Origin of the sequence: Dyadobacter bucti (assembly GCF_005869225.1) — a bacterium.
Taxonomy (GTDB): Bacteria; Bacteroidota; Bacteroidia; order Cytophagales; family Spirosomataceae; genus Dyadobacter; species Dyadobacter bucti.
On the sequence record NZ_SWFP01000006.1, the window covers coordinates 276,965 to 294,398 of the forward strand.

15 protein-coding genes are annotated in these 17,434 nt (G+C 45.0%); 11 read left to right on the forward strand and 4 right to left on the reverse strand.

Features of this window, described 5'->3' with window-relative positions; translation table 11 throughout:
- Positions 1-11: 11 nt before the first annotated feature.
- Together FBF61_RS20960 and FBF61_RS20965 are read right to left on the reverse strand one after the other, a co-directional pair.
- Complete coding sequence (locus tag FBF61_RS20960) at positions 12-860, reverse strand: hydroxymethylglutaryl-CoA lyase-like TIM-barrel protein (protein ID WP_138480976.1); 849 nt, start codon at positions 858-860, stop codon at positions 12-14.
- Positions 861-906: 46 nt separating this feature from the next.
- The gene (locus FBF61_RS20965) at positions 907-1,968 is read right to left on the reverse strand and encodes an NAD-dependent epimerase/dehydratase family protein (RefSeq protein ID WP_138480978.1); all 1,062 of its coding nucleotides are present in this window, start codon (positions 1,966-1,968) and stop codon (positions 907-909) included.
- A 250-nt stretch (positions 1,969-2,218) separates the two neighbouring features.
- Between FBF61_RS20965 and FBF61_RS20970 the strand changes: the two genes are divergently transcribed.
- The 4 genes from FBF61_RS20970 to FBF61_RS20985 are packed head-to-tail and all read left to right on the forward strand — an operon-like array spanning position 2,219 to position 9,338.
- Positions 2,219-2,947 (forward strand): hypothetical protein, encoded by a 729-nt coding sequence (locus tag FBF61_RS20970; RefSeq protein WP_138480980.1) that lies wholly within the window; start codon positions 2,219-2,221, stop codon positions 2,945-2,947.
- Positions 2,944-5,712 carry a TonB-dependent receptor gene (locus FBF61_RS20975; RefSeq protein ID WP_138480982.1) on the forward strand — a complete coding sequence of 923 codons (2,769 nt, stop codon included), beginning with the start codon at positions 2,944-2,946 and terminating at the stop codon, positions 5,710-5,712. The genes FBF61_RS20970 and FBF61_RS20975 overlap by 4 nt, the downstream gene beginning before the upstream one ends.
- A gap of 25 nt (positions 5,713-5,737) precedes the next feature.
- Complete coding sequence (locus tag FBF61_RS20980) at positions 5,738-6,910, forward strand: DUF4249 domain-containing protein (protein ID WP_229215154.1); 1,173 nt, start codon at positions 5,738-5,740, stop codon at positions 6,908-6,910.
- 25 nt (positions 6,911-6,935) lie between these two features.
- Entirely contained in the window at positions 6,936-9,338 is a 2,403-nt protein-coding gene (locus FBF61_RS20985; protein WP_229215155.1) for a hypothetical protein, read from the forward strand.
- A gap of 3 nt (positions 9,339-9,341) precedes the next feature.
- On the opposite strand, the gene FBF61_RS20990 is transcribed toward FBF61_RS20985, so the two are convergent.
- The gene (locus tag FBF61_RS20990) at positions 9,342-9,803 is read right to left on the reverse strand and encodes an Lrp/AsnC family transcriptional regulator (protein ID WP_138480984.1); all 462 of its coding nucleotides are present in this window, start codon (positions 9,801-9,803) and stop codon (positions 9,342-9,344) included.
- A 170-nt stretch (positions 9,804-9,973) separates the two neighbouring features.
- Between FBF61_RS20990 and FBF61_RS20995 the strand changes: the two genes are divergently transcribed.
- Positions 9,974-10,930 (forward strand): NAD-dependent epimerase/dehydratase family protein, encoded by a 957-nt coding sequence (locus tag FBF61_RS20995; RefSeq protein WP_138480987.1) that lies wholly within the window; start codon positions 9,974-9,976, stop codon positions 10,928-10,930.
- A 3-nt stretch (positions 10,931-10,933) separates the two neighbouring features.
- A complete protein-coding gene (kbl, locus tag FBF61_RS21000) occupies positions 10,934-12,121 on the forward strand; it encodes a glycine C-acetyltransferase (protein ID WP_138480989.1) in 1,188 nt (395 codons plus the stop codon).
- Positions 12,122-12,155: 34 nt separating this feature from the next.
- Here the strand turns inward: kbl and FBF61_RS21005 are convergent, their stop codons facing one another.
- Positions 12,156-12,956 (reverse strand): transglutaminase domain-containing protein, encoded by an 801-nt coding sequence (locus FBF61_RS21005; RefSeq protein WP_229215156.1) that lies wholly within the window; start codon positions 12,954-12,956, stop codon positions 12,156-12,158.
- Between the two features lie 381 nt (positions 12,957-13,337).
- On the opposite strand from FBF61_RS21005, the gene FBF61_RS21010 reads away from it, so the two are divergent.
- The 5 genes from FBF61_RS21010 (at position 13,338) to FBF61_RS21030 (ending at position 17,430) form a co-directional block, all read left to right on the forward strand.
- Entirely contained in the window at positions 13,338-13,871 is a 534-nt protein-coding gene (locus FBF61_RS21010) for a YceI family protein (RefSeq protein WP_138480993.1), read from the forward strand.
- Between the two features lie 94 nt (positions 13,872-13,965).
- Positions 13,966-15,318, forward strand: coding sequence for a neutral/alkaline non-lysosomal ceramidase N-terminal domain-containing protein (locus tag FBF61_RS21015; protein ID WP_138480995.1), 1,353 nt, complete (start codon positions 13,966-13,968; stop codon positions 15,316-15,318).
- A gap of 3 nt (positions 15,319-15,321) precedes the next feature.
- Entirely contained in the window at positions 15,322-16,404 is a 1,083-nt protein-coding gene (locus FBF61_RS21020; protein WP_138480997.1) for a Gfo/Idh/MocA family protein, read from the forward strand.
- A gap of 25 nt (positions 16,405-16,429) precedes the next feature.
- Positions 16,430-17,002, forward strand: coding sequence for an acyl-CoA thioesterase (locus FBF61_RS21025; RefSeq protein ID WP_138480999.1), 573 nt, complete (start codon positions 16,430-16,432; stop codon positions 17,000-17,002).
- A gap of 5 nt (positions 17,003-17,007) precedes the next feature.
- Positions 17,008-17,430, forward strand: a complete 423-nt coding sequence (locus tag FBF61_RS21030; RefSeq protein ID WP_138481001.1) for a DUF2141 domain-containing protein — start codon at positions 17,008-17,010, stop codon at positions 17,428-17,430.
- The last annotated feature ends 4 nt before the right edge of the window (positions 17,431-17,434 follow it).

Sequence of the window (17,434 nt, forward strand, 5' to 3'; positions counted from 1 at the left end):
CTTAAATTTACCTACTCTGTTATCAGTTGTAAGAACATTTGTCTTGCCACTTCCAGCTCTTTCAGATTAATGGCTATTTGCCGTTCGTTCTTCTGAGAAAATTCCACAAGTCTTTCTGTCGGCATGTTACCTACAAGGTCATTTTGGGCCATCGGGCAACCTCCGTATCCAAGCAATGCCCCGTCAAACCTTCTGCAACCTGCATTATAAGCCGTTTTTATTTTCTGTTCCCAGGTTTGAGGAATAGTATGAAAATGGGCGCCGAATTCCAATTCAGGAAAAGCAGGGATCAGTTGAGAAAACAGCGAATGGATATCCTCGTTATGCGCCAACCCGACCGTATCTGCCAGGGAAAATGTAGCAATACCCAGTCCGGAGAGCTTTTCAATCCAATGCAGTACGATTTCCGGGCTCCATGTATCTCCGTACGGGTTGCCAAAACCCATAGAAATGTAAATCACTACTTCTTTACTATACTTTGGGCATAGCTCAGCAATACGGCTTACATTTTCAAAAGAAGCTTCGATAGTGGCGTTCGTATTTCGGAGCTGGAAAGTTTCCGAGATGGAAAACGGATACCCGATATAACTGATTGGTGTGAATTGGCAGGCTTCCCGGGCGCCGCGTTCATTTGCGACGATGGCCAGCAATTTTGTAGCTGTTTGCGAAATATCAAGCTTTTCGACGATCTCGGCGGTGTCGCTTACCTGCGGCATCAGCTTTGGAGATACAAAACTTCCAAAATCAATCGTATCAAATCCAACTTTGAGAAGCTGATTCAGGTAGGCGATTTTTTTGTCAGTCGGGATAAAAGGATGATGTCCCTGCCAGGCATCCCGTGGACATTCTATGATTTTCATAATCTCAATGTTAATGATAGAATGGTATTTTATCCCGACTGACAAATCATTTTAATATCGGGGCCAGGTCTTTTTCGTTTTCGGCCAGCCAGGCAGTGATGTCTTCAACAATCTGCCGGATGCCGATCTCAGGTTTCCAGCCAGTCATTGCAGTTACTTTTGTATTATCTGTGACGTAGAGACGTATATCGGCAGTCCGTGTTTCCGGGACAACTTTAATAGGAATGGTCTTACCCGTTACTTCCTGGCAGATTTTGGTGAGCTCCTGCAGCGATGCGCTGCTTTGTAATCCGCCGCCGGCGTTCAGGATTTCCCCGTTCACTTGATCGAGGTTATGTAGCTGCCAGTCGATCAGCCGGTACAAATCGGCAACATGCAGCATATCACGGATTTGTTTCCCTGTACCGCCATAGCCAAAATAGCCCAGTTGCTGTTCAAAATAATGTTTCGCGATCCAGAGCACCATCACACCCTGGTCCACTTTCCCCATTTGCCACGGGCCGGTGATCACGCCGCAGCGATTAATTACAGTACGGAGATTATAAAATTCGTTGTATTCCTGAATGATCAGCTCGGAAGCCAGCTTGGTGGTGCCATATAAAGAACGGGCCCCGTTCAGCGGAAAATCCTCTGAAATACCCTTAGAAGAAACACCTGCAACCGGCTGGTCATCAGAAAGTGCAAACCGAGTTTCTTCCTCTGTAAAGTTTAAAGTCTCAATGGTTTTTATCGGATAAACCCGACTTGTCGACAGGAAAATAAAGGCCGCTTTATGTTTTAGCGCATAATTAAGGCAATTCACAGTCCCCACAAGATTTGTGTTGATCAGATAGTCGGGCGTACCGTCCAGGCCCGCTAAAACCGAAGGTTCGGCAGATGCTTCGATGACCGTATCTACGGCAGGTATAACATCAAAATCCTCTTTATTGCGGATATCACCATGAACAAACTCGACACCATGCTGTTTCAGTCTGCTCAAATTCAGTTCTGACCCGCGTCTTTTCAAGTTGTCTAGCGCAAAAACTTGATAATCAGGATAATTGGTTTTTAAAGATATCGCGAGGGCAGACCCGACAAAACCGGCTCCTCCGGTGATCAATATTTTCATAAAAGATTTGGTAGTTCGTAAAGACGTGTGGTTCGGTTTAAAAATTCAAAGTTATGATCATTCATTCAGAATGGATAGTCAGCCGCCTAATATTTACGTCATGATTAGAAGCATGCTAATTATTCCAAATAAATTAGAATATTTTTCAAATGAAGTAAGTAACTTACGTTCACTTCTTTGCATACCATAATTCCGCTGCCACGTTCTCACGAGTTTTAAAGTATCAGGTTTAAATAAAACTTCGCAATACATGCGCATTTTTACCATCATTACAATTTTTTACGCCTGCCTTTACCATTATTCCTATGGACAATCCGTTGGGGCCAGTTCGCTGGCAAAAGAGATAGCTGCCTATCCTGTTGGCTACTACAAAAAAGCCACAGAGATTTCTCAGAATCTGTACAATGGACGACAGTACTACATGTATGATGCGCGGGCGGAAGAACATCAGTTTTTTAACGAAAGGAAGTGGCGCAAAGGGGTGGTGCGCTATGACGGGCAGCAGTTCGACAGTGTTGCTATGATGTACGATATCCTAAAGGATGAGCTTGTGATCAAACATTTTAACGGAGATCATATTCTTTTACAATCCGAAAAGGTAGATTTTTTTTGGCTTGAACAGCATAATTTTCAGCGCCTGGAATCGGGAAAAGATGTGAATGAGCAAATGCGGACAGGCTTTTACGATATACTCTACAATGGCAAAACCCGTACGATCATGCGGCGGACCAAACAGCGGCAGGAAAAGATCGTGGATAAGTCGGTCATACCGCAGTTTCCTCCGAAAGATTTTTTTTATATCCTCAAAGATGGTCGATACCATTCCGTCCATACAAAAAAATCCGTTTTTGCTTTGTTTCCCGAACATAAAAAAGAGCTGAGAAGAGTTCTTCGGGAACCGAAAATTAGGTTCAGAAAGAACCGGGAGGTCGCAATTACGAGGATTGCGGCAAGATATGACGAACTAGCCAAGCCATGAAACTACTTTTACCCTTATCTGTCTTATTCTTCTCAATTTTCTTTTCCAGGACATCAGCCGCTCAGAATGTGCCGGGAAAAAAAGTGACCATGCATCTGGACTCTTCCAGGTTCACAGATTTTGTCAGGCAGGTTGAATCACAAACAGGTTATTTTTTTTACTACGATGCGAGTCGTTTCGATAGCCTGACACTCGATCTCGATGTAAAGGAGCTTACGGTTCGTGAAGTGCTGGATCAGGTATTTAAAGGTTCTGAGTTTGAATATGCCATCGATTCCCAGCAACGGATATACATTACCCAGGTGCAGCGTATCATTACCCAGCTCCCACCGGGGTTGTTTGATCCGGATTATGTGGGCCCCAGTGCCGTTACTTATGAAGGGCCTGAAAATGATGCTAAGGAAAAGCTGCTGTCAACTGCTGAAAGCAAGCTTCACGAGTTGGGGGTAAAACGCCATCGGATTGTACCGGGAAATTCGACAATTACAGGTTATGTCAGAAATGCGGTTACCGGTGAACCGGTGATTGGTGCAGCCATATTTATTGAGTCTCCCTCGATTGGTGCTTCTACCGATGCGCTCGGATTTTACTCACTTACCATCCCTCGTGGCAGGCAATTGCTTAAAGTGAAAAGTTTCGGGATGCGCGAAACCCAGCGGCAGGTTATCCTTTACTCAGACGGCAAGCTCGATATTGAAATGCGCGAAAGTGTAATTGCTTTGAAAGAAGTATCGGTAAAGGCCGGTATGGACAAAAACGTGGTCGGAACGCAGATGGGGACGGTTAAGCTCACGATCAAAAACCTTAAACAAGTACCCACAGTATTCGGGGAAACGGATTTGCTGCGGACGGTTCTTACTTTACCCGGTATCAAATCTGTGGGTGAAAACAGTACAGGATTGAATGTCCGGGGCGGATCTGCCGATCAAAACCTGATACAGTATAATGATGCCGTTATCTATAACCCGTCCCATCTTTTTGGCTTTTTTTCCGCTTTTAACCCCGATGTATTAAAAGATGTTGAGTTGTATAAAAGTACGATCCCAGCGAAGTTTGGAGGGAGACTGGCTTCGGTCCTTGATATCAACAGCCGCGACGGGAACAAGAAAAAATTCACCGCTTCGGGCGGAATCGGTCTGGTGACGGGCCGCCTTACATTGGAAGGACCTCTGATAAAAGACAAAACCTCATTTTTGCTGGGCGGACGTTCCACTTATTCCAACTGGCTGATCAAGACGCTGGACAATGAAAATTATAACAAAAGTTCTGCTTCATTTTATGATGTGAACCTGCATGTGAGCCATGAGATCAATGAAAAAAACAGCTTGTTCCTCACGGGTTATGTTAGCGATGACCGGTTCAGGCTCTACGGGGATACGCTCTACACCTATCAGAACCAGCTCGCTTCGCTGAAATGGAAGCATACTTTCAATGCAAAATTATATGGCGTATTAACTGCGTCTCACACTAAATATCAATATTCGATGGGTGCTGCGGGGCTGCCGCTCAACTCATTTGATCTGAAATTTGATATCAATCAATCAAATTTCAAGGCCGACCTGAGCTATGTCCTCAATCCGAAGCATACGCTGGATTTCGGTTTGAGCACCATTTACTATAAGCTGCATCCGGGATCATTTCAGCCCAGAGGCCCGGAATCGCTCATCATGCCCGACGAGCTCGAACCGGAGCAGGCTACAGAAAGTGCGTTATATATAGAAGATAAATTTGAAGTGAGCCCAAGGCTTGCGATCACAGCCGGCATCCGTTATTCATTTTATCAATACCTCGGGCCAAGAAATGTGAATACTTATGTGCCGGGATATCCGATTGACTACATCTATCAGGACGGAGTAAAGGAATATGGGGCCGGGAAAAAGATCAAAAATTATGGCGGTCCCGAGTACCGGGCGTCCGTACGTTACAGCATTTTCGATAACCTTTCTTTAAAAGTAAGCTACAATACTCTGCGTCAGTACATTCATTTGCTCACCAATACCATGACCATATCCCCGACGGATATCTGGAAACTGAGCGATACTTACATCAAGCCGCAAATCGGTGATCAGATCTCAGTGGGGCTTTACCGTAATTTCCGGGGTAATAAAGTGGAGGTTTCCCTGGAAGGTTATTATAAGAACATTCAGAATTTTCTGGATTACAAAGGGGGTGATTCGCTGATCATGAACCACAACATCGAAGCGGCGGTGCTCAATACCAAGGCAAAAGCTTACGGGGTTGAGTTTATGATCAAGAAAATGACCGGTAAGCTGAACGGCTGGGTAGGATATACTTATGCGAGAACATTGCTCAGAGCAGTTGACCGCGAATCGCTCGATGCGCCTAACGACGGGAATTACTACCCCAGTAACTACGACAAACCACACGATTTTACAATGATTTCGAACTACCGGTTCTCGCACCGGTTCAGCTTGTCTTTCAACTTTACCTATAGCACGGGGCGCCCGTATACGCCGCCGATCGGGAAATACCTTATTGATGGGTCTCAGCGGGTTTACTATGCCGACAGAAACCAGTTTCGCATTCCCGACTATTACAGGACGGACGTAGCCATGAATATTGAAGGGAACCATCGAATTAAGAAGCTTGCGCATAGCTCCTGGACTTTGGCAGTATACAATTTGCTGGGCCGGAAAAACCCTACATCTGTTTATTTCCAAACCATTGGGGGAAAGGTAAGTGGTTATCAGCTTTCCATTTTTGGGCAGCCGATACCTACAATTACCTATAATTTCAGATTTTAAATATTAGCCAATAAAGATTTTCGAAGTGAAAAACACAAGCTATAAAACCATTTTGAGCAAATTCGGGGATGAGCAGGGAGTGACCGGGGTATTAAAATATCTGATGCTGATCGTGCCGGCTTTTGTTATTTACAGCTGTATTGAGCCGTTTTCCCCACCAGAAGTGAACAACGTGGAAACCTATCTTGTAGTGGACGGTTTTCTGAACATTGGCGGTGATTCCAGTACTGTAATACTGCGGAACACTCAGAACACAAACGATGATACTCCTCCGGTTACAGAACCGGGAGCGCTCATTGTGGCGGAATCTGAAAATGGGGAGAGCTATACTTTCATCGAAATGGGTGACGGGGTGTACAAGCTGCCTCCAATTAATGCTAACACAGCTACCAGATACCGCCTGTCGATACGCAGGCTCGGCGGAAGGGAGTATTTGTCGGACTATGTCCAGGTGAGCATAACCCCGCCGATCGACAGTGTGAGCTATAAGCTAGATCAGGGACAAAATGCTATGCTGATATATGTCAATACCCATGATCTGAACAGCAATTCCAGGTTCTACAGATGGAAATTTGAAGAGACCTACGAATATCGCACGGCTTATTATTCGGGCCTCGAAAGAGATTTTGAAAAAAGACAAGTGGTATCCCGTCCCGAAGATGTTTCACTTTGCTGGCGGACACTGGAATCCAGAGATATCAAGCTCGGCTCGACGGTCAAGCTTAGCGAGAACATCATCAAAGAAGTACCGGTAAATGTGATCAGGATAGAATCCAACAAGCTTCTCTTCAAGTACAGCATTCTCGTAAAACAATATTCGCTCAGCCGCGAAGCCTTCGAATACTGGACGGACCTTGCAAAAACCACACAAGGCACAGGTACTTTATTTGATCCGCAACCTTCGCAGGTCACAGGTAATATTAAAAGTAAAGAGGATGCCAGAGAGCTTGTCTTTGGATATTTCAGCGCGAGTACGGAGGCCACTAAACGGATTTTTATTAATGAACGGCTGGGCTCTTACCCGAGATGTTCCCCTCCAGATACTATTGAAATCGCAGACGTATTCGAAACCACAGGGGTTTTATTGAGCTATTACCAGGATCCGACGGGTGTATCCTACCTTTTGAGCTCGTCGGATTTTTGCTCCGACTGCCGGGCGCAGGGAGGTACTATCAGACGGCCACCTTTTTGGCAATGATCAATTGTTATTGACATAAAAATATATGCGAAGCAAAAATCCTATTTATCTATGCTTGTTTATTGTCTTGCCCTTGCTGGGCTTCGGACAGGACGATGCAATGGTAAAATCCATTGGCCAGAGGTTTGGTCTTTATACAGAAAGAGCTATCCAGGAAAAGATGTACCTGCATCTTGACCGCCCGTTTTACCTGGTCGGGGAAACGATGTGGTTTAAGGCCTATAATTTTGAAGGTGCCTCGCACAGGTTTCTTGATCTGAGCAAAGTTGCGTATCTGGAGGTGCTTGACAATGAAAATAATGCGATGGCCCAAACCAAGTTTTCACTTCTGGATGGAAAAGGAAACGGGTCTTTGATCCTGCCGGCCACCATTGGAAGCGGTACATATAAAGTGCGGTGTTATACCAACTGGATGAAAAATTTCAGCCCGGACTATTTTTTCGAGACTTCGGTTACCGTTCTCAATCCTTTTGTCCGGTTTGACCCCGACAAACTTGCAAAAGAAGATGTTAGCTATGATATACAGTTTTTCCCGGAAGGGGGGCATTTGGTCAAAAATATTGCGAGTAAAGTAGCTTTCCGTGCGGTGGGAAAAGACGGGAAAGGTATCAGCTTTACGGGCGCAATTGTCGATCAGCAGAACAATACGATTGTAAAATTTCAACCAGTCAGACACGGGATTGGATCGTTTATGATGGTCCCGGAGGCAGGTAGTTCTTATACAGCCAAGATCAGGGATAGTAAAGGCAGAGAATTCTCCTATCCGCTGCCCAAAGTAGAGGAAAAGGGTTTTGTGATGCAGGTAAAAGATACCACTAACAATCGCATCAAAATAACGGTTAATGGTCAGCTTAGCGGCGATGAGCCGGTTGAAGTGTATATGCTTTCACATACCCGGCAGACAAAACAATATGGGGAAAAGAAAGTGCTCGCGAAAGACGGTGCTGTTTTTCTGCTGGATAAAAATAAGCTGGGTGAGGGTGTTTCCCATATCGCGATATTTAATGAAAAACTGAGGCCGGTTTGCGAGAGACTTTATTTCAAACGGCCATCTGCAAAACTTGCGATCGATGCGAAAGTGGGGAAAACATTTATAACCAGAGAAAAGGTGGCACTCGACCTGTCGGCCAACTCTGGCACGGGTACTCCGGAACTGACCAATATGTCTGTGTCTGTATTTCTGGTGGATTCGATCGGGACAAATCCGCAGCTGGATATCACCAGTTTTTTGTGGCTGACCTCGGACCTTCGCGGAAACGTGGAATCACCGGAGTATTACTTCCAGAATGTGAACAGCGAAACCGATCAGGCGCTGGATAATCTTATGCTTACCCACGGCTGGAGGCGATTGAAATGGGAAAAGGTATTTGCCGCAACAACGGTTGAATTTGAACATCTGCCGGAGTATGACGGACATTTTATGTTTGGGAAAATAGTCGGCAAAAGTGACGGTGCACCGGCTGCAAACGTCGGGGCTTTCCTGGCGGCACCTGATGCCCCTGCTATGCTTTATGCGGCAATGAGCGATCCCAAGGGAAATGTGATGTTTGAGCTAAGAAATTTTATCGGACAAAAAGAGATAACGATCCAAACTGACCTGCGGCATGATTCGACGTATCGTTTTGAGATGGCCAGTCCGTTTTCCAAACAATTTTCATCTCAAACCGTGCCCGCATTTTATTTTGACAAAACGCTGGAAAACACCCTGTTGACCCGGTCTATCAATATGCAAACTGTAAATGCTTACCAGCCTACGGTGTTTTCGCAGAAAAAGGCAGTTTTGAAGGATTCGCTGGCATTTTTCGGCATGCCCGACGAGAAATATTTTCTGGATGATTTTACCCGGTTTCCGACCATGGAGGAAGTGCTTCGGGAATACGTGCGCGGGGTATTGGTCCGTAGGCGACAAAAGCAATTTCATTTCCGGATGATCGATAAGCTGCTTCCAAATACCTTCTATACGACTGATCCGCTATTGCTGCTGGATGGTATTCCTATTTTCGATACCGATAAGTTTATGGAAATTGATCCGCTAAAAGTGAAAAAGATCGAGCTGGCGAGTTCACGTTATTTTCTGGGGCCGATGACATTCACCGGTATTGCAAGTTTTACAACATACAAGAGCGATTTGGCAGGATTTGAGCTCAATCCTACCGTATTGGTAATGCCTTATGAAGGTGTCCAGGCGCATAGGGAGTTTTATTCCCCGAAATATGACAGCGGCAATGCCTCAAGCAGAATTGCGGATTTCAGAAATCTGATGTACTGGGCACCCGACGTTACTACGGATGCAGCCGGCAAAGCGCATGTAGAGTTCAATACTTCCGATCAGGTAGGGCAGTATAAAGTTGTAATACAGGGTGTTACTCCCTCCGGAATTCCGGGAAGCAAGTCAGTGACTTTTGAAGTCGGTAAAAGGAACTTCTAGGTTTCAGATGTAAAATTCCGAGGTGTGCTTGATCTCTTTGAGCACAAAGGTACTGTTCAGCACACCGATGTTATCGATCTTGGAGAGCTTGTATTTCACAAAATCATGATAGTCGTCAAGGCTCGCCACATTTATTTTTAAAAGAAAATCCACCTGGCCAGCCATGTGGTAACATTCCTGCACCTCTTCCAGCGCCTGGATCTCCTGCTCGAACTTTTCGATAAAAGCCTCGTTATGGTATCGCATCGAGACCTGACAGATCGTAGTTACCTGTCTGTTGATCAGTTTTTTGTTTAAAATAGCTACATACTGTTTGATGTAACCCAGGCTTTCGAGCCGCCTGATCCGCTCATAAACCGGCGATACCGTCAGGTTAAGCATCGTCGCGATTTCCTTAGTTGTTTTTTTTGCGTCTTTCTGAAGAATCCTGAGGATTTTGGTATCAATTTTATCCAGTTGTTCCATGGTGCAATAATATTTACTGTCAAAAAAACAGGGTATCGGGTTTAAAAGTAATATTTTCTGTTCAAAATTTAAAGTCTGGTAATATTTGCTGTGAAAGTATCTAAGTATTGAAAATAAATGGATAAAACGCAAAATTGCAAGTGATTTATTCTTTGTCCAATCTGAATATTATGAAATCGGATCGCATACTTGTAATAGGGGCAAACGGACAGATAGGGTCTGTTTTGGTCGAATATCTGAAGGGAATTTACGGTGAGGGAATGGTTGTGGCCTCTGATCTTCGTGTTCCTGCGCACCCGGCTGGAATTTTTGAAAAACTTGACGCATCGGACGCGCAGGGACTTTCCGCTTTGGTAAAAAAATACAAGGTTACGCAGATCTACCATCTGGCGGCCATTCTTTCCGCGAAAGGAGAACAAGATCCGTTGCGAACGTGGAATATCAACATGCAAACCTATCTGAATGTACTGGAAGTAGCGCGCCAGAATGATGTCCGTAAAATATTTTATCCCAGTTCCATTGCGGTATTTGGTGACCAGGCCAAAGGGCAGGCAGAGCAATGGTCTTATCTGGATCCGGCCACGGTGTATGGGATCAGTAAAGCTGCGGGTGAAAACTGGTCTAATTATTATTTCAAAAAATATGGAATGGATATCCGTTCGCTGCGGTATCCGGGGATTATCAGTTATCAATCCATGCCGGGCGGAGGTACTACCGATTATGCCGTGGATATTTTTCACAAAGCTGTCAACGGTGAAGTGTTTGAATGCTTTTTGAAAGAAGACACGAAACTTCCGATGATCTATATGAACGATGCTATGGACGCAACCGTACGGCTGATGGAAGCCCCTAAAGAGAAGATCACTGTCCGTACAAGTTACAACCTCGCCGGCATGAGTTTTGACCCGGCGGAAATTGCAGCCAGTATCCGGAAAGTAATACCTTCATTTGAAATCACTTACAAGCCGGATTCGCGCCAGGAAATTGCTGACTCCTGGCCAGGGACCATAGACGATTCCCAGGCCAGAAAAGACTGGGGCTGGCGACCTGCCTATTCCATAGACAAGATGACGGAAGAAATGATATCCGAACTCAGAAAATCACACATTCACTCATTAAAACACTAAACCATGTACGGGACCATTCAGAATGAACTTCGGCAGGAACTTGACGCCATAAAATCAGCAGGGCTATATAAAAAGGAACGGGTGATTACAACACCCCAGTCGGCAAGGATTGCTACCGACGGGAAAGACGTGCTCAACTTCTGCGCAAATAATTATCTTGGTCTTTCTTCACATCCCGATGTGATCGAGGCCGGAATAGATGCCATTAAAACCCACGGATTTGGTATGTCGTCGGTGCGTTTCATATGCGGCACGCAGGATATCCATAAAGAACTGGAACGGAAAACCGCTGAGTTCCTTGGTACTGAGGATTGCATATTGTATGCGGCTGCCTTTGATGCGAACGGAGGCGTTTTCGAACCTTTACTGAACGAGCAGGACGCCATTATTTCTGATGAGCTGAACCATGCCTCATTGATTGACGGGATCCGGTTGTGCAAAGCGAAGCGTTTTCGTTATAAGCATAACAATATGGACGACCTTGAACAGCAACTGAAAGCGGCAGCGGGTAGCCGCCGTATTTTGATTGTAACCGATGGCGTCTTCTCAATGGATGGCACCATTGCGCGGCTGGATAAAATATGCGACCTGGCTGAACAGCATAATGCGATGGTGATGATCGATGAATGTCATGCAACAGGATTTATGGGTAAAACAGGTCGCGGGACACACGAATTCAGGAATGTGATGGGCAGGATTGATATCATTACAGGAACTTACGGAAAAGCACTGGGTGGAGCTTCCGGCGGCTTTACGGCGGCCAAAAAAGAAATTGTTGAAATTCTCCGTCAGCGTTCGAGGCCATATCTTTTCTCAAATACCCTTGCACCTTCCATTGTTGGTGCTTCTATTAAGGTATTGGATTTGCTGTCATCCTCCACAGCGCTTCGCGATAAGCTGGAAAAAAACACCGCATATTTCCGGAAAGCTATGACGGAAGCAGGTTTTGATATCTTACCCGGTGAACATCCTATTGTTCCGATTATGCTTTATGACGCAAAACTTGCTCAGGATTTTGCTTCAAAATTATTGATAGAAGGAATATACGTGATCGGGTTCTTTTACCCGGTAGTGCCGCAGGGGAAAGCGCGTATCCGCGTGCAGATATCAGCCGGGCATGAGCAAGAGCAATTGAAAAAAGCAGTGGAGGCATTTACAAAAGTTGGAAAAGAACTGAATGTGATCAGTTAGCTTCATTTTGTGGGGCTTGCACAGCCCCACAAAATTATTGAACAGGCTCGGGTTCCATGAGCTGGGTTTCCACATGAAGCGATTGCAGGGTCGCATTTCCATATTGGGTTACCATCGCTACATCCGCCGCGTCGCGTCCGTGTGCAATTTCTATCCGGTAACCTTCTGTCTGCTCCTGAACCGCATCAAAGGTGTACCATTCTCCGCCCATATAAACGTCAAACCAGGCGTGCAAATCCATAACCTTCAGTTTGTCAAGATAACCTACGGTCATCCGGGTTGGAATACAGAGGTTTCTGCATAATGCCAGCGCAAGATGTGTAAAATCACGGCATACCCCTATACGATTGCGGGCAACATCGAGAGCAGTCGTGCTGGCGTCCGTCACGCCGTACTGATATTTAATATTCTGATGTATCCACGTCCTGATCGCTTCGACCTGTTCATAACCAGGTGCAAGGTGACCGGCTATCTCGAGGGATAACATATTGATTTCATGCAGGTCCGATTCGCAATACCTGCTTGGAAGGATATAATGCATTACTTCATCGGGCAGGTCACCCACAAGGGTGAATGCCGGCAATGGATTGGGTACAGACTTGGTCGGGTTTACCTGCGCCTGCACTTCCGTGGTGATCGTCACTCTCCCAACCGGTAATATCGCGCGCTGGCAAGGATTCCCATACAGATCGGTGTACTCCGAGAATGGAACCGGTGGCTCAATATTAAAACCTTCATGTATGATAGACTGTCCCTCCTGGCGCCGGGGACGTAACATCGTGGTCACAGTCGTGGGGGCATATACATCATAGGTGAATATGCTTCTTCCCTTCATTTTCATTTATCGTCGATTTAAGTTTTAGTAAATGTAATTACAATGTGTTGTGTATAAATTATGTGCCTAAATTTTTTAACGATTTGATAATCAATAAATAAAGACCGTCATCACTTTCAGAGTACAAGGCAACTTTTTATTGTAATTGTAATATAAGTTCCATTGTTCTCGGTAGGAACCATCACAACGGGCGTGTGAAGAAAACCTCTCAGGTTAAATTTTATGGAAAATATGAGCCATAAAATTTCAAAATATTGTTACTGTCGTATCTGAGGTTTTAAGGATGCTTGCTTTATATTAAACCTTTTTATCGCGGTTTTTTAAGCAAGAATATTAATTTTAAAACCAGTACAAGTTTGTGGAATCATAAATTAATAAAGTATGGCAGTTACAAAATGGACAGTAGACCCGGTACATTCTGAGGTACAGTTTAAAATAAAGCATCTGGTTATTTCCACAATTACAGGCTCATTCAAGAATTTTGAAGGCGGGGCTACTTCGGATATGGGTAATTTTGAAGATGCGGAAATTCATTTTTCCCTGGATGTAAGCAGTATTGATACCAATCAGGGGACGCGTGATGCCCACCTGCGCTCGGCGGATTTTTTTGATGCGGAGCAATTTCCACATCTAACATTCCAATCCAATTACTTTCATAAAGTAAAAGGCGATAACTATAAGCTCTCCGGACTTTTGACCCTGAAAGGGATTACCAAACCTATTGAGTTGGATGCGGAATACGGTGGCTCGGAAAGAGACGCGGATGGAAAAATCAGAGTGGGATTTGAAGTGGAGGGCAGGTTGAGCAGGCAAGAGTTCGGCCTCAACTATATGCAGCTCACAGATTCCGGTGGCCTCGTGATCGGCGAGGATGTAAAGCTGATCGCCAATATCCAACTTGTAAAAGAGGGTTGATGTCAATCGCTTTTCTTACTCCGACAAACTGGCAAGCGGCCGGTTTGTCGGTTTTTTTTATATTTACAAGCCTAACTTTACAAAGCACTCCTCAATGAAATTTATCAAGATCTTCTTCAAAATCATCGGTTCTGTAATACTTCTTTTATTATTAATTATTGCAACCATGGTCACTACCATGGACGAAACCCCTTACCAGCAAATGCCATACTACAAGCAGTGGAAACAGCTTGTAAGCGAAGTGAAAACGGACACGTCCGGTTCAACTGCAAAATTTAAGGTAGGCTGGGCGAAAATCAATATTACGCCGGCTTCTCCTACGCCAACCGCCGGTTACGGTAACCGCAGAGGGAAACCATACACTTCCGTGCACGACTCGGTATATGTAAGAGTGCTCGTGATTGATAATGGTTTTACAAAAGCAGCGATTGTTGCAGCCGATCTGCTGATTATTCCGCCTACTGTGGTGAAGCTTTTACAGAGTAAATTAACAGAAAGGGAAATTCCGTTTGCTCAGGTTTTTTTCGGTGCAACACATAGTCATAATAGCGTAGGAGGGTGGGGAACCGGCGTTTCATCTCTTTTCTTTTCGGGGAAATACGACCAGGCCACTGTAGAAAGGCTGGCAGATGCCATCGTTACGGGTATTGTGAAAGCGAAAGAAAAAATGGAGCCGGCCGAACTTGCTTATATGGAGGCCAGAGATACCATCGATATCCGGAACAGGCTGGTGGGGGAAGAAGGAGAAATAGATCCTGAAATCCGCTCAGCGGCTTTTATTACAGACAGCGGCCAGAAAGTGATACTAAGTTCTTATGCGGCCCATTCCACGGTTATCAATTCAAAAAACATTGTACTGTCCCGCGATTATCCGGGCGTGCTTGTGGACTCCCTCGAAAACGGGCGTTATGATTTTGCGATGTACATGGCCGGCGCGGTAGGAAGTATGGGGCCGATTGAAAAGGGGACGGACGATTTTGACGAAATGAAAAACCAGGCATTCGGTGTTCAGAGCGCTTTATTAGCCGCCGATGCGCAAAAGGATCAGGTTAAAGGTGCAATTTTGGAGTCTGTTACTTTACCGCTGCCTTTGCGGGAACCTTCACCCAGGCTGACGATGAATCTGGTGCTTCGTTCCTGGGCATTTAAAAAGGCTTTCGGAGAATATCCGGTTTTTATAAAAGCATTAAGAATTGGAAATATTCTGATGGTCGGCATGCCCGGCGACTTTTCCGGGGAACTTGTAGCGGGGCTGGACGCTTACGCAAAAACAAAAGGGCTTAATCTGATGGTAACCAGTTTCAATGGAGGATATATCGGTTATATTACACACGATAAATATTTTGACCGGGATCTGTACGAGACGAAAACAATGAGCTGGTATGGGCCTTACAACGGTGCTTATTTACAGGAAGTTATTAAAGATCTGATCGATAAATTATCCTAATCTATGAAAACACTATTGTTCCTGCTTGTTGGTTTTTTGGGTATTGAGGCTTTGGCCCAATCGCCCGTTCGTGTTGCAGTTGCTGGCCTTAGCCATGGGCATGTAGGCTGGATTTTTAACAGGGCTGATAAAAAAGACATTGAACTGGTAGGGATATACGAGACGAATCCGGATCTCGTCAATCTTTTTGCCAGTAAGTACAAGCTCGACAAGAAGATTTTTTTCTCGGATCTCAATAAAATGCTTGACGAGGTGAAGCCGGAAGCTGTTTCTGCCTTTGGAGCGATCAACGAGCATATTACAATCGTAAAGGCCTGCGCGCCCCGAAAGATCCATGTCATGGTTGAAAAGCCGCTGGCTACCACTTTTGCGGATGCAAAGGAGATTCAGAAACTCGCAGAGCAGAATTCGATCCAGGTACTGACCAATTATGAAACGTCGTGGTATGCGAGCAATCAATATGTAAATGACCTTGTTCAGCAGGGCAAACTGGGCGATATCAGGAAAGTGATGGTTAACGATGGGCATCAGGGGCCTAAAGAGATCGGGGTAAGTAAGGAATTTTTTGCGATTCTCACGGATCCGGTTAAGAATGGTGCTGGCGCCTTGGTCGATTTCGGTTGTTACGGGGCGAATCTCATGACCTGGTTGTTGAAAGGGGAACGCCCGCTTTCCGTAACAGCTGTAACGCACCAGAATAAGCCGGAAATTTACCAGAAAGTGGATGATGAGGCCTCGATCATCCTGCAATATCCCAAAGCTCAATGTATCATCCAGGCGTCCTGGAACTGGTCTTTTGGTAGAAAAGACATGGAAGTTTTTGGTAACAAAGGTTATGCAGTTGCCGTAAATGCGACGACAGTCAGGCAGCGGCTTGCGGAAAAATCGCCGGAAGAAACGATCAAGCTGGACCCTCGGCCTGCTCCTTACACCGATCCGTTTTCGGTGCTGGCGGATGTAGTTCAGGGAAGATTGAAACTGGACAAAAATGATTTATACGGATTGCCTATCAATGTTACCGTGGTTGAAATTCTGGAATCGGCCAGAGAATCCGCAAAATCCGGGAAAACGGTGTTTTTGAATTAATTAATGTAAATGATCTGAAATATTGATGAATGATGAATCGCGCTCCGTCCGTTTTTCACAAACCACACTGACAGAACTCATGATCCCTTCCTATGCCAATTTCGGCGGGAAAATTCATGGAGGAATTCTGCTTTCACTGATTGATAAAGTAGCATACGCATGTGCGGCGAGGCACGCCGGTACCTATTGCGTTACAGTATCAGTAGACGGCGTCGATTTTCTGGAACCTGTGGAGGTTGGGGATCTGGTTTCGTTGCATGCTTCTGTCAACTATGTCGGAAAAACCTCGCTGGTAATCGGAATCAGGGTGATCGCAGAAAATGTAAAAAATGGTATCCAGCGGCATACCAACACTTCTTATGTTACGATGGTCGCCAAAGGCGAGGATGACCGGCCGACAATGGTGCCACGTTTGCTGCTTGAAAACGAGGAAGATGCAAGGCGTTTTCTGGAAGCAATCAAACGAAGGGAGTTGAAAGAAAACTACCGGGATGCATTTGATAATGCAAAAACAAGGCTGGATGTGCAGGCAAATCTTGAAAAACTGACCCAGCAGCGGTGCGTAATTGGCTGGACAACAGAAAACCCTGATAAATAATTACTATGAATATTTTACTGCTGATATTTCTTTATTTCCTGCCCTTTCTTCCGTCAGTCCCGGATGTGCCTTTTGCGGTTGAGATCACAAATGTGAAAAAAGCCAAGGGCAAACTGTGGATTGCTATATTTAAACCTGATGAAAAGTTTGGTGAAAACGTTCAGCCTGGAATCTATAAGATTGTTGAAGTGAAAATGGCCGCTAACCAAACTGTGAATTTTAATTTGATACCTGGGAAGTATGCGCTAGCAGTTTTTCACGATCTGAATGGGAATAGTGTTTTGGACAAAAATTTCTTTGGGATTCCCAAAGAGCCTTATGGCTTCAGCAATGATTTCCGGCCTAAATTTTCACCACCGTCATTTTCTGACTGCGCATTTGAGGTATCGGGTCCTGCACAGAAAATAGTTGTGAAACTTACTAACTGATATC